Source organism: Microvirga sp. ACRRW (genome assembly GCF_022346925.1).
Lineage (GTDB): Bacteria > Pseudomonadota > Alphaproteobacteria > Rhizobiales > Beijerinckiaceae > Microvirga.
Window position 1 is genome coordinate 470594 of sequence record NZ_JAKRNJ010000002.1, and the last position, 12951, is coordinate 483544.

The 12951-nt window shown below is 59.1% G+C and carries 9 protein-coding genes; 2 read left to right on the top strand and 7 right to left on the bottom strand.

Going from position 1 to position 12951, the window contains the following annotated elements:
• Positions 1-15 precede the first annotated feature (15 nt).
• The 4 genes from MHY87_RS06355 to MHY87_RS06370 form a co-directional block, all read right to left on the bottom strand.
• Positions 16-1293: a PAS domain-containing protein gene (locus MHY87_RS06355; RefSeq protein WP_239350459.1), complete on the bottom strand. Its 1278-nt coding sequence runs from the start codon at positions 1291-1293 to the stop codon at positions 16-18.
• 274 nt (positions 1294-1567) lie between these two features.
• Positions 1568-3931 (bottom strand): PAS domain-containing protein, encoded by a 2364-nt coding sequence (locus tag MHY87_RS06360; protein ID WP_239350460.1) that lies wholly within the window; start codon positions 3929-3931, stop codon positions 1568-1570.
• A 36-nt stretch (positions 3932-3967) separates the two neighbouring features.
• Positions 3968-6370: a PAS domain-containing protein gene (locus tag MHY87_RS06365; RefSeq protein ID WP_239350461.1), complete on the bottom strand. Its 2403-nt coding sequence runs from the start codon at positions 6368-6370 to the stop codon at positions 3968-3970.
• Positions 6371-6419: 49 nt separating this feature from the next.
• Entirely contained in the window at positions 6420-8531 is a 2112-nt protein-coding gene (locus MHY87_RS06370) for a S9 family peptidase (protein WP_239350462.1), read from the bottom strand.
• A 432-nt stretch (positions 8532-8963) separates the two neighbouring features.
• On the opposite strand from MHY87_RS06370, the gene MHY87_RS06375 reads away from it, so the two are divergent.
• Positions 8964-9392 carry a MucR family transcriptional regulator gene (locus tag MHY87_RS06375; RefSeq protein WP_239350463.1) on the top strand — a complete coding sequence of 143 codons (429 nt, stop codon included), beginning with the start codon at positions 8964-8966 and terminating at the stop codon, positions 9390-9392.
• A 397-nt stretch (positions 9393-9789) separates the two neighbouring features.
• The gene (locus MHY87_RS06380) at positions 9790-10590 is read left to right on the top strand and encodes a DUF6456 domain-containing protein (RefSeq protein ID WP_239350464.1); all 801 of its coding nucleotides are present in this window, start codon (positions 9790-9792) and stop codon (positions 10588-10590) included.
• Between the two features lie 73 nt (positions 10591-10663).
• Here MHY87_RS06380 and MHY87_RS06385 read toward each other — a convergent pair whose 3' ends face one another.
• From MHY87_RS06385 to MHY87_RS06395, 3 genes are all read right to left on the bottom strand, one after another.
• Positions 10664-11512, bottom strand: a complete 849-nt coding sequence (locus MHY87_RS06385) for a hypothetical protein (protein WP_239350466.1) — start codon at positions 11510-11512, stop codon at positions 10664-10666.
• A 310-nt stretch (positions 11513-11822) separates the two neighbouring features.
• Positions 11823-12251 (bottom strand): SufE family protein, encoded by a 429-nt coding sequence (locus tag MHY87_RS06390; protein WP_239350468.1) that lies wholly within the window; start codon positions 12249-12251, stop codon positions 11823-11825.
• Between the two features lie 69 nt (positions 12252-12320).
• The gene (locus tag MHY87_RS06395; RefSeq protein WP_239350470.1) at positions 12321-12647 is read right to left on the bottom strand and encodes a hypothetical protein; all 327 of its coding nucleotides are present in this window, start codon (positions 12645-12647) and stop codon (positions 12321-12323) included.
• Positions 12648-12951 lie beyond the last annotated feature (304 nt).

The window sequence follows — 12951 nt, forward strand, 5'->3', positions numbered from 1 at the left end:
CAGCATGAGGTCTCCTTAGATGATGGACGGCTTCTTGTCGGCCTCTTTTGCCAGCTTGTATTCGTGAATGTCGATGCTCGTACCATGCCAGCCTTTGAATTCGCCGGCTTCTCCAATAGTTGGAACAGCGCGAACCAAATGCCAGCGGTAAGTGCCGTCCGGAGAAAGATACCGGATTTCGAGCGTGTGAGATGTCTGGCGGTCGGCGCGCGGCCACTCTTTGCTCATCACTGCCGCGAGATCGTCCGGATGGATCAGGGACTGCCAGTCCGTATGGTAGGGCTGATCGGGTGAGCGCCCCATCAGCATGTTCCAGCGCTCGTTGACATAAGTCAGCCGCAGGTCGGGATCGACGCTCCAGATGAGGGCAGGGAAGGTTTCCGTCACCATCCTGAGTCGCTCTTCGATTTCGCGCGTGCGGATGTTGGCCCGCGCTTTCTCGATGGCGATCCAGGTGCGGTCCGCAACCTCTTGCACTAGCGAGATGTCCTCGGCGGGCCAGGGGCGGGGTTGAGAGGAGCTGACATAGAAGGCGGCCACTAGTCGACCGTTCTTCAGGAGAGGAACGGTCAGGATGGTTCTGACATTGACGCTTTTGTACATCACGATCTTCTCTGGATCATCGCGGACCCAGGGATCGTTCAGAACATCTTCCGTAAAGAGTGGCATGCCCTGCCGGAGAGGGCCGAACACGTAAGGCCCGAGGTCGCTGATCTTCTCGATCCTGCCTTCGTTGCTGAAGAGCCCCTTCGACCACTCGCGTTCGATGGCGATGATGTCCCGGTCCTCGAAGACCTCGCCATAGCCGGTGTTGTCGACCTTCAAGAAGTGAGCGATGCTCTTCGCCGAGGTCTCCATGATCGCATAGGGATCGTCCAGGCTCCCGATCTGCTCGTTCAACTTCGAGAGAAATTCCTGTTGGCGTTGGACAAGGCTGATTTCTTCCTTGATCCGCTCCCGCTCCGTGACGTCCTGGATCACGCCCATGAGCCGGATGGGCTTGCTGTGTTGGTCGAAAACGCCGCCGCCTCTGACGAGGACGCGCCCGATCCGGCCATCGACGCGAATGATCCGGTGCTCGATGTGGAAATCGGTTTTCGTCTTCAGAGAGAAAGCGATGGCCTGATTGAGACGATCTACATCGCTGGGATGGATCATGTTCTGGAATGCCTCATGGCTCAGTAAGGCATCGGGCGGCAGCCCGAAAAAATTCTTGAAGGTCGGGGTGCCGGTGATCTCGCCGGTTTCGAGATCTCGCTCCCAGGCGCCGAGCTTTCCGACATCCAGAGCCATCCGAAGCTTGCCGCTGCTGATAAGCAGTGCGGCCTCGTTTGCTGCATTCGATGAAAGTTGCGCACCTGTGGGTTGCGTTTTGCCACCCAAAGTCAGGATCGTTGCCCCAGATGAAATTGCCATTATTGTTCTCTTGAAGTCGTTGTACCGACCTTTATAGCATTCCCTACCTTTCGTCACCTTGTAACTTTTGGTTCTCGAATGCTTGGAGGTTGGCGGCAGAGGGGAGCCGGCAGGAGGATTTACTCTTCGCTTGCGGCGTTTTAATCGATCACTACTTGTCTGGATTGAAGAGGGGCGGTTCGCCGGGGATGGGCATGGTCATGGTGAACTCCAGCCCATGCTCCTGAAACTCCATCTTCACCTGGGCCTGCAGCTGCGTCGTCAGCACCCGCTGCAGCAGCCGCGAGCCAAAGCCCTGGCGCGCCGGTGCCGTCACCCGCGGCCCGCCGTGCTCGATCCAGGTGAAGTGCAGCCCCGGACGCTCCGGCCCCGGCTCGATGCGCCAGCGCACCTCCACCTGGCCGCCGAAGGTGGACAGGGCGCCGTGCTTGGCGGCGTTGGTGGTCAGCTCGTGCATGGCCATGCCGATGGGCACCGCGGCCTCGGAGGGCAGCTCCACAGGCGGGCCGTCGATGAGCACGCGGTTGCGGGCCTCGTCCTCGTAGGGCCCGAGTTCGGTTTCCACGAGCTCGCGCAGGTCGGCTTTTTGCCAGAGGTCCTCGGTGAGCAGGTTGTGGGTGCGGGCGAGCGAGACGATGCGGCCGACGAAGCCCTGGTAGAAGTCGTCGATGCTGGTGGCGGTTCGTGCGGTGGATCCGACGATGGCCTGGACGGTGGCGAGCGTGTTCTTGACGCGGTGATGCAGCTCGCGGATGAGCAGCTGCTGACGCTCTTCTGCGTGCTTGCGCTCCGTGATGTCCTGGAAGACACCGGTCGTACCTATGAAGGTGCCGTCGGATGCATAGAGCGGCTGTCCCTGGGCTGTGATCCAGGTATAGGGTTTATCGGCACTGCGAAGAATTCTGTAAGCAACATAATACTGCTCGCGTTTCTCAATGGCTTTTTGAATCGTCGCAAGCACGCGCGAGCGGTCGGCAGGATGAACCTGCTCGTGCAGTTTTCCTCTCGTGATCGATGAGCCCGCAGGCAGGCCTAGGATCTCGGTGGCCCTGTCCGACAATTGGATTTGCGAGGAATCGGCCTTCCAGCTCCAATTCCCCAGTTTTGCCGCCCGCAATGTGAGGAGAAACTGGCTTTCGCTGGTTCGCAGGGCCGCTTCCGTCATCTTGAGATCGTGGATGTCTACGCTGGTGCCGACCCAGCCCTCGAATTCGCCTGTGTCGCTGTGGACCGGTGCACCCTGGATCAGGTGCCAGCGGTATTCTCCGGTCGCGGAGAGATAGCGCGCCTCAGCCTCATAGGGCAGGTGATTGGGAACAACCTCCTGCAGGTCGATCTCCATCCTGGCCCAGTCATCCGGGTGAATCGCGCGCGTCCAGCTATGGCCGAGCGCTTGTTCCGGATTCAGGCCGGAATATTTCACCCAACGCTCATTGGTGTAGATCAATTCGATGTTGGGATTGAGAATCCAGACGAGCGCCGGCAGCGATTCAGCGATGATCTTGAAACGCGTTTCGGTCTCGCGCAGCTTCCGTTCGGCGCGGGCTCTCTCCACCGCAATCCAGGTGCGCTCCGCCACATCGATGACGAGAGCCACCTCGTCGCTCGACCAGGGGCGGGGGCGGGACGTACTGGCATAGAACAATCCGATAAGGCGCTCGCCTTTCATCAAGGGTACGGTCAGGATCGCCTTGATGTTGACGCTTGAGTAGAAAGCATCGACGGTCGGATCGAACGCGACATCCTCGATGATGCTCGGCTTTCCTGCGATCAGCGATTGAACGACATGAGCGGGCGCTTGCCCCATGGGCTCGACGTGGCCTTCGTTGGAAAACAGGCCTCTCGACCATTCCTTCTCGACGACGATGGCGCCGAGCTTCTCGGAAACCTCGCCATATCCGACGCTGTCGACCTGAAGGTAGAGAGCAAGGCCGCGAACGATGTATTCCAGGATGAGAGCCGGATCTTCCTCCATGGCAATCTGATCGTGGAGCTTCAAAAGAAACTCCTGTCGCCGCTGAGCCAGGGCGATCTCTTCCTTTTTCCGCTCGCGCTCCGTCACATCCTGAAGGATGCCCATGATGCGGATGGGTTCGTCTCCGTTGAAGAGGGCGGTGCCCCTCAAGATCGCGCGATTGATCTGGCCGTCCGGTTTGACCAGCCGGTGCTCGATCTGAAAATCGGTCTTGGTCTTGATGGAATAGGCGATCGCCTGATTGATGCGAACGACGTCGTCCGGATGAAAGATCGCTTGCAGTTCAGCGTATGTGAGCGATGCGGTGGGAGAGAGGCCGAGGCAAATCTTGAACACTGCATTGCCTTTGACGGCGCCTGTCGTCAGATCGTGCTCCCAGGAGCCGAGCCTGCCGACGTCGAGCGCCGCATGCAGCTTGGCATCGCTCAAGCCCAGCATTGTTTTCGTTGCACGCAAATGGCTTTCGAGTTCCGCAATACGCAGCGTGTCGCCCTCATCCAGAGGGTCGGTCTCGCCTTTTTGAGTGCGCCGCTTGCTCATAAGCTCACACTATCAGCTTTTAACGGCCGCTGAAGCCTACTTGTCTGGATTGAAGAGGGGCGGTTCGCCGGGGATGGGCATGGTCATGGTGAACTCCAGCCCATGCTCCTGAAACTCCATCTTCACCTGGGCCTGCAGCTGCGTCGTCAGCACCCGCTGCAGCAGCCGCGAGCCAAAGCCCTGGCGCGCCGGTGCCGTCACCCGCGGCCCGCCGTGCTCGATCCAGGTGAAGTGCAGCCCCGGACGCTCCGGCCCCGGCTCGATGCGCCAGCGCACCTCCACCTGGCCGCCGAAGGTGGACAGGGCGCCGTGCTTGGCGGCGTTGGTGGTCAGCTCGTGCATGGCCATGCCGATGGGCACCGCGGCCTCGGAGGGCAGCTCCACAGGCGGGCCGTCGATGAGCACGCGGTTGCGGGCCTCGTCCTCGTAGGGCCCGAGTTCGGTTTCCACGAGCTCGCGCAGGTCGGCTTTTTGCCAGAGGTCCTCGGTGAGCAGGTTGTGGGTGCGGGCGAGCGAGACGATGCGGCCGACGAAGCCCTGGTAGAAGTCGTCGATGCTGGTGGCGGTTCGTGCGGTGGATCCGACGATGGCCTGGACGGTGGCGAGCGTGTTCTTGACGCGGTGATGCAGCTCGCGGATGAGCAGCTGCTGACGCTCTTCTGCGTGCTTGCGCTCCGTAATGTCCTGAATGACGCCGGTCATGCCGCTGGCCGTGCCATCGGGATGATAGGTCCCTTGTCCCTGCGACGCGACCCAGATCTGCGCGTCGTCGCCGAAACGCCGGACGCGGTACTCGACGCTGAACTGCGTTTTATGCTGCACGGCATGCTGCATGGCCTCCAGCATCCGTTGCAAGTCGGCGGGAACGATGCGCTCCCTCAGCTGAGAGCGCGTGAATTTCGAGCCGGGTGGAAGTGCGAAGATCTCGGCCCCCCTTTCGGAGAGATGGATGACGTCGGTCTCTCCATCGAGCCGCCAATCGCCCATTTGGGCCGCTTCGAAGGCGAGGCGCAACTGCTCTTCGCTTCGCCTGAGCGCTTCTTCCGTCATCTTGAGATCATGAATGTCGACGCTGGTGCCGACCCAGCCCTTGAACTCACCGGCAGGGCCGTGAAACGGAGCCCCGTGAATCAAGTGCCACCGGTACAAGCCTTCCGCCGACCTGTAGCGCGCCTCAGTTTCGTAATCGGTGTGGTTGCTGACGACGCTTTCTAGCTCAATTCTCATGCGCGCCATGTCGTCGGGATGGATCGCGCTCATCCAGCTATGGCCAAGAGCGTCTTCGGGAGGAATGCCGGAATACTTCACCCACCACTCGTTGGTGTAAACGAGTTCGACATTCGGATTCAGAATCCACACGATGGCAGGCAGCGATTCCGCGATCATCTGGAAGCGGGTTTGCGTCTCCAGCAGTTTTTCCTCGGCGCGGGCCTTTTCAGCCGCAATCCAAGTACGGTTGGCGACATCCTCGACAAGGGCAATGTCATCGCTCGTCCATTCCCGAACCACGGACGAAAACACATAGAACACCGCAACCCAGCGCCCGTTCTTGAGCAGCGGTACGGTCAGGCCCGCACGGATATTGGAGTTGCTGTAATAGCTTTGAATGGCGGGATGATCGAAGCGGGGATCGATTTTGACGTCCGTTGCGGTAACGGGCTGACCGTGCTGGAGCGTATCTATGAGGGGGGCGGGAGTCTGAGCGATGACCTCGACCTTGCCTTCGTTGGTGAGAAGGCCGCGCGACCATTCTCTTTCGACAATGATGATGCCGCGATCCTCGAAGACTTCGCCATAGCCGGACGTGTCCACATGCAGGAACTTCGCCAGGCTGCGCGCCGCCGTTTCCATGATGGTCAGGGGATCGCCCAAATCGCCGATCTGATCGTTCAGGTCCAAGAGAAACTCTTGGCGCCGTTGGGCAAGGGTCGCTTCCTCCTTAGCCTTTTCCCGCTCCGTCATGTCCTGGAGAACGCCTGCGATGCGAACGGGCTTGTCACCCTCATAGACTGCGCCACCTCGGGCAAGCACGCGTCCGATGCGCCCGTCCGCACGGATGATGCGATGCTCGATATTGAAGTCGGTTCTGGTCCGAAGCGAATAAGCGATGGCCTGTTCGATGCGCTCCGAATCTCCAGGGTGGAAGATCCTCGCCAGTTCTTCATAGGTGAGGGAGGCATCGGCCGACAGGCCAAGGGCCGCCTTGAAGGCGGGAGAGCCCGTCACGATGCCGGTTTCGAGGTCGCGTTCCCAAGCTCCGAGCTTGCCGACATCCAGCGCCATGCGCAGCTTGCTGCTGCTCAGGCGCAGGGCCTGGTTCGCCTCGTTCAGCTGGTTCTCGAGTTCTGCGATCCTTTCCCGGTGGCCATTGCGTGACCGGGTGCCTTCCTTGAGGGAGGACACCTCGCCGGATACTGATAGCGTCCCGCGCTTACTCATGCACGTTCACTCTCGTCAGGGCTGCTTGTCATCGTGATGACAGGCTGCCTCAACCCTGAAACCCTTCAATGCACTTGATGGCGAAAGCATAGGCGAGGGCAACCTCCTCCAATCGGTCGAAGCGCCCCGCCGCTCCTCCATGGCCTGCATCCATGTTGAGCTTGAGAAGGACAGGTCCGCCTCCAGTCATCGTAGCCCTGAGCCGCGCCACCCATTTGGCGGGCTCCCAATAAGTCACTCGCGGGTCCGTAAGACCGGCGAGCGCCAGGATGGCAGGGTAAACCTGGGGCATTACGTTATCATAGGGCGAATAGGAGAGAATGGTATGGAAGGCAGCCTGGTCAGCTGCAGGATTCCCCCATTCGGGCCATTCCGGCGGTGTGAGGGGTAGTTCCGCATCCAGCATGGTGTTGAGAACGTCGACGAAAGGCACCTCCGCGACGATGCCGGCAAAGAGGTCCGGAGCCATGTTTGCAACCGCCCCCATCAGCATGCCGCCCGCGCTGCCGCCATGGGCGACGATCCGGCCGCGAGAGGTATAGCCCGCCTTCGCCAGCGCCTCGCCGCAGGCAATGAAATCCTTGAACGTGTTCGTCTTCTTCTCGCGTTTGCCGTCGAGATACCAGCGCCAGCCCTTCTCCGTGCCGCCCCGGATATGGGCGATGGCATAGACGAAGCCTCGATCCACGAGCGACAGGATGCTCGTGCGGAAGCTTGCGGGCATGGACATGCCGTAGGAGCCGTATCCGTAGAGAAGGCATGGTGCCGAGCCGTCGAGCGCGGTCTCGCGCCGATACAGGATCGAGATCGGCACCTGCTCCCCGTCCGGCGCAGTGGCGAAGAGGCGGCGGGTCACGTAATCGGCGGGGTTATGCCCGCTCGGAACCTCCTGCCGCTTGCGCAAGGTCCGCTCGCCGGTGCTCAGGTTGTAATCCGTGACCTCGGTCGGCGTGGTCATGGACGAGTAATGGTAGCGGATCACATCCGTGTCGAACTCGTAGCCGGGACTGAAGGCCAGCGAATAGGCTTCCTCCGGGAAGGCGATGCTCTCTTCCCGGCCGCTCGCGATCTCGCGCAGAACGATCCGCGGATTCGCGTTCTCGCGTTCCAGGCGCACGAGGTAGCGGGCGAGGGCCACGACGGAAAGGATCATCGTGCCGGGACGATAGGGAACGAGATCCTTCCAATGCGTCCGGCCGGGCGTCGCGACCGGCGCGGTCATGATCTTGAAGTCCTCGGCTCCGTCTGCATTGGTGAGGATGATTAGGCTGTCCCCGTGATGTTCCACGTCATATTGCAGTTGGAGGGTGCGGGGCTCGATGAGGCGGGGCGTGGCGGAATCATCATACCGGTCAAGCAGCCAGACCTCCGAAGTCTCGTGATCACTCGCCTCGATCAAAACGAAGGCATTCGATTGTGTCACCCCAAGCTTCACGAAGAAACCGGGATCCTTCTCCTCATAGATCGCCTGATCCTGAGCCGGGTCGGTGCCGATCAGATGGCGCCGGACCCTGACGGGCCGGTGGTTCTCATCGAGCTCCACGTAATAGAAGCCAGAGCTGTCGTTGAGCCACGCAACCCCGCCCGATGTCTGGGGTACTGCATCGGCGAGGTCCGCGCCGGTTTCGAGATCGCGGATGCGGATCGTGAAGTATTCGGAGCCCTTTACATCCGAACCCCAGGCGAGAAGCCGGTGATCCGGGGAGTGGTCCGCCCCGCCGAGCTGGAAGAAGGCGTGGCCATCGGCCTCCTTGTCGCCGTCGAGCATGATGCTCTCGGCGCCGCCGTCCCGTGGCTGGCGGGCGACGAGGGGATGCTGTCCGCCTTCGCGGTAACGGGTGAAATAGGCGAAGGGGCCGTCTGCTTGAGGAACGGAGGAATCGTCCTCCTTGATACGCCCGCGCATCTCGGCCACGAGTTTCGCCTGGAAATCCTCGGTGCCGGCAAAAGCGGCGGAGGCATAGGCGTTCTCCTGCTCCAGGCAGGCGCGGATGGACGAATCGAGTGCTGCGGGGTCTTTGAGCACTTCCTTCCAGTTCTTGGCCTTCAACCAGGCATAGTCGTCCTGGATTCTCGTCCCATGCATCTCGAAGCTATGTGGCTTTGCCGGCGTGACCGGCGCAGGAGGCAGGGGACGGGAGGGAAGGCGCTCGATTCTCATGAAACGATCCGGATCAGGGGCTAAGACAGGGGTGATTATGCATACATAACCCGGATTTCCCATGCGAGGTCCGTGGCTTTGGCTCCGTGCATCGTCCCCTTCGCCCTCGCGACGGTGCCTTTTTAGCTACTTCTTCTGGTTGGAAGGAACGCGAATTCAGTATTGTGCTGCTTCAATCCGATTCCGGGTTTCGCCTTCGTTAAACCTGAGTTTATTACACACTTAAAGTTGACCCCAAGTTTTCCAAAGTTTTCCTTTTATTGATCTTGTGTTTGTGGCGGATTTGACATACCTCAACGGGCAGGCACGATCTCGGTGCGCGTAAAGTGCGGTTCAAGAATGCGGCAAGCATTGCTTGCGCGATGACTGCTCAGAAAATGGGCCGAAAGGCATTTGAGCTGTTCTTGTGGGCCGGAAAGGAAGAAAATCAAAATGAGCGACAATATCGCTTCATCGAACTACATTGAGCTGGCTGCGGATATCGTCTCGGCCTATGTGAGCAACAATTCCGTCCCTTCGTCCGATCTGCCGATGCTGATCAACGATGTCCATTCCGCGCTCATGCGCGTCGGCGGCGGCACCGTCGAGGCCCCGACCGAGGCTCCGAAGCCTGCGGTTCCCGTGAAGAAGTCCGTCACTCCCGACTACATCGTCTGCCTGGAGGACGGCAAGAAGTTCAAGTCGCTGAAGCGCCACCTGCGCACGCAGTACAATATGACCCCCGAGCAGTACCGCGAGAAGTGGGCTCTGCCGGTCGATTATCCGATGGTCGCCCCGAACTACGCCAAGGCCCGCTCCGAGCTGGCGAAGGAAATGGGCCTCGGCCAGCAGCGCCGCAAGCGCCGTTCGTCGCGCGGCTAAAGGCACTGCGAACTGATTGTTCCAAGCCGCCCTTCGGGGCGGCTTTCTCGTTGCCTAGACTCGATTTTTGGACGCTTCCATCGTGGCGTTTCTTGGCCTGTGAGCAGCCCTGTCCGACTTATCCTCATTCTTATCAACAGTTTTGAATTTCATTGACAACTAGGAATATGCGCCCACTATCGGAGGTGGAGGGGCGTGTCCTTTCTTTCTTTATTTATAGGAACAAAACATGAACAAAAATGAGAACGAAAACGTTCATCGAGCAATTGCCCCGATAGGTTTTGGAGTGTCTCGGAGGACCGGAAAATCAAGGCGTACCAAGCAAACCAGAGGCCTGAACGAGTCGCCCCGGCTCGTCTTGAAGGGCACCTCTCTCTCAGGAGAAGTCGCTCGCCTTATGGTTGTGCTGAACGATGCGGAAGCTCGCGTAATGGTCGACCCGACGGATGAGGGGAGCGTCATCGTCCACAGGAAGCGCGCAGGCATTTCGGTCGGTGCAGGACGGTTCGGAATGGCCGCCGCCGAGACGCTCGTCCGGCAGGATCTCGCCTGTTGGGAGAAGGGCGAGACGGGGCAGGCGAGGCTCGCATTGAGCGAGGCGGGACGCTCCTACCTCCGGCGTGCCTGCGCGGATGAGCCGGAAACGGCCTTCCTACAGCAGCACCGGGAGATCGTGGTCGAGACGGTCCGGACCGAGACCGGCCCAAGCCGGGTGCGCGTGGATGCGGAGGAAAGCCCGCTCGATTGGCTGCGCCGCCGCAAGGACCGTAACGGAACGCCTATGATCGACGAAGCCGCCTATCAAGCCGGCGAAAGGCTGCGCACGGATATCATGCTGGCGGGCCTTCTGCCGGGCGTCACGGCCCGCTGGGACGCCATGCCGTCCGGAGGCGGCTCTGCGTCTCCGTCGGAGGCGACGGATCGCATGATCGCCGCCCGCCAGCGCATCCGCCACGCCTTCGATGCGGTGGGCTCCGATTTCAGCGACCTGCTCATGGATCTGTGCGGCTTCCTCAAAGGCCTGGAGCTGATCGAGCGGGAGAGGGGATGGCCGCAGCGTTCCGCCAAGATCGTGGTGCGCCTTGCCCTGGCGCGGCTCGCCGAGCATTACGGCATCGAAGCCGTGGCACGGGGACCTGCGGCCTCGCGCGGCATCAAAACGTGGCGGGCAGTGGTGATCGAAGGAGGGCGTGCCTAAAGCCGAGCAGCTTAAGGGAAACTGCCTCGACGATTGAGCAACATTTCAATCCTCGAGGTAGTTTATAATAGTGTTAGAAGCCTTTAGAATAGCTACTAAAAAGGTCGTCAGATGGTTCGGCTGAGAGTGCGCTTATTTCTAGGTCTCCTAGAATTGCATTAAGGGCGTTCTCGTCTAAAGGTTCAGCTAGATATTTGTCATTGTATTCAATTACTACCAAGGCTCTTATATTTTTCTGCCGTCCATTATGTATTTGGAAGGCCATTTGTACTTTTATGGTATCTATGACATGTAAATCCAGCTGCTCACGCCTAGCTAAAGCCCAAAAATGCTCGTCTTCAATTTTAAAGAGCTTCTCTTTCCCGAATTGATCCTTGGCTTTCCAAAGGCGTTGTTGATCGGAGCGATCCCAGTTCGGAGAAGTCACTTTTAGAGTTACAATTTCCACCTGCCACGGATAGGCAGGAGCTTCCTCCTCCTTAGGTGGAAGAGCGACTTGTAATCGAGAGAAGTCACTGCGAGTGATTGGAAATATTGGCTCTTCTTCAAAGCCAATACTTTTTATCTCAGAATAATTATAGCAGGAATAATAAAAATTATTCCTTGCTTCATAAGCGCCTCTGAATTCAGATTTGCTTACTCCTATTCTTCTTAATTCACTTTCATCTTTCTGAAGAAAAGACTTAGTCGATTCGAGTAGTATAATCGCCTGTAGCTGATCGTATGATATCTTTTGAGGGCCTGGAAGTTCAGGGGCGCTCGCTGATTTTATGCTTTGCGACAGCCGTTCCCCCGCAAGCTCTGCCCAATGAGCGGGCTCATAACCTGTTAAGCCTTTCACAAATCCTTTGCCAATATCACTCTCAAGACCACCCCAAAGCGCAGCTGCCGAACCACTTACGATGAGGGCCAGCTTGGTCATGAATGACCCAGGCTCAGGTGGCAAAACTAAAAGCTCATACTGCAGCCTCCCTAAGAAAATTTTCTCATTGAAGGCTCCAATTATGGATTCTGCCTCATATGCGGTTTCAATGAAGGTTCTGAGGGGAAGGTGATGACCTGGGACATTAAAGTGGATAGGGAGCACTTCCAGAATGTGCCCATCAGATATCTCTAGTCCTAACACGAACTATGCCCCAAAGTTTTCTGCTTCTCTGCTGCAACTCTAGGGTTGATTTGCTTCCTGTTGCAACAGTGGCTTTCGACTGTGAGAGGCTTAGTGAAATTCGATCTTAATTGCTTATCTGAGCCGCCTGCGCATCGTGGCGGATGCGCTCGACCATGGATCTGACGCCGTTCGACCGTTGCGGCGTCAGATGCTCCGCGAGGCCGAGTTCCTTGAACAGGCCCAGCGCATCGGTAGCGAGAGCCTCCTCAGGGGTCTTGCCGTTGTAGAGGGCGATCATCAGCGCCACGAGGCCGCGCACGATATGGGCGTCGCTGTCTCCGAGGAGGTGCAGCGCCGGCTTGTCGTTGGAGCGGTCGAGGCGTGTCTCCAACCAGACCTGGCTGGCGCAGCCGCGCACCTTGTTGGCGTCGGTATGCGCCTCCTCCGGCAGCGGCTCCATCATCCGCCCCAGCTCGATCACATAGCGATAGCGCTCTTCCCAGTCGTCGAGCAGCTCGAAATTGGAGACGATCTCGTCAATGTTCGGCAGCATGGCATCCCTGCTTTGTCTGCCGGTCATATAATCACGACGCGGGCATTTGGCGACCGGGGAGGCCGCATATCAGCCGCGAGGCTTATGCGGCGCAGGGGCGCGGTCGTCCGAGGTCAGGGTGTCGGTGGATTTCGTGGAGGCAGGCGCGAGGCCGGAGGTGGTCAGGATTTTCTCCACCACCGCCTGCTTGGCGGTGTCGGGCAGAGCCTGCCATACCGTCTCGAGATGCCCGGACGATGCGTCGGCGGAGGGAGAGGTTGCGGCAGGGGCTGCCTGCTCCGTCGTCTTCGGAGCGAAGAAGGCCTGGAGCGGGTCCGGTCCTTCGCCGCGCTGACGGACGGGCGAGTAGTAGAAGATCACGCCGACGATGACGATGAAACGCAGGATCGAAAACATATGGCGGCTGCCGTTGCCTGAAACGAATGAAAGGTGATGCATCATAACGTGCCGCCCCGGTCCCGCGTAGGCGCTGGAACGGGAACATGCGAACAGGATGAATGAAAGGTTAAACGCCCTTCGTGTTTTGGCATGGCTGTTAAGACCTTTGAAATTCAAGGAAAATGAGACGGGCTTCATTCCGCGTGCGAATTCGCGGGCGTTCATTCTCCCGTCAGGGGGCTATGAGCAGGATAAGAAGAGGGCGCGGGTTTTAGCGTTCGTTAAAGGGGCTCTGCCACGCTTTCGCCAAGAAGAGGGAGGA

Bases quoted from the DNA above. Each gene is read 5' to 3' on its own strand.
- MHY87_RS06355 (WP_239350459.1), bottom strand. From the start codon at position 1,293: ATGGCTCTGGATGTCGGAAAGCTCGGCGCCTGGGAGCGAGATCTCGAA.
- MHY87_RS06360 (WP_239350460.1), bottom strand. From the start codon at position 3,931: ATGAGCAAGCGGCGCACTCAAAAAGGCGAGACCGACCCTCTGGATGAG.
- MHY87_RS06365 (WP_239350461.1), bottom strand. From the start codon at position 6,370: ATGAGTAAGCGCGGGACGCTATCAGTATCCGGCGAGGTGTCCTCCCTC.
- MHY87_RS06370 (WP_239350462.1), bottom strand. From the start codon at position 8,531: ATGAGAATCGAGCGCCTTCCCTCCCGTCCCCTGCCTCCTGCGCCGGTC.
- MHY87_RS06375 (WP_239350463.1), top strand. From the start codon at position 8,964: ATGAGCGACAATATCGCTTCATCGAACTACATTGAGCTGGCTGCGGAT.
- MHY87_RS06380 (WP_239350464.1), top strand. From the start codon at position 9,790: ATGGTTGTGCTGAACGATGCGGAAGCTCGCGTAATGGTCGACCCGACG.
- MHY87_RS06385 (WP_239350466.1), bottom strand. From the start codon at position 11,512: ATGACCAAGCTGGCCCTCATCGTAAGTGGTTCGGCAGCTGCGCTTTGG.
- MHY87_RS06390 (WP_239350468.1), bottom strand. From the start codon at position 12,251: ATGCTGCCGAACATTGACGAGATCGTCTCCAATTTCGAGCTGCTCGAC.
- MHY87_RS06395 (WP_239350470.1), bottom strand. From the start codon at position 12,647: ATGTTTTCGATCCTGCGTTTCATCGTCATCGTCGGCGTGATCTTCTAC.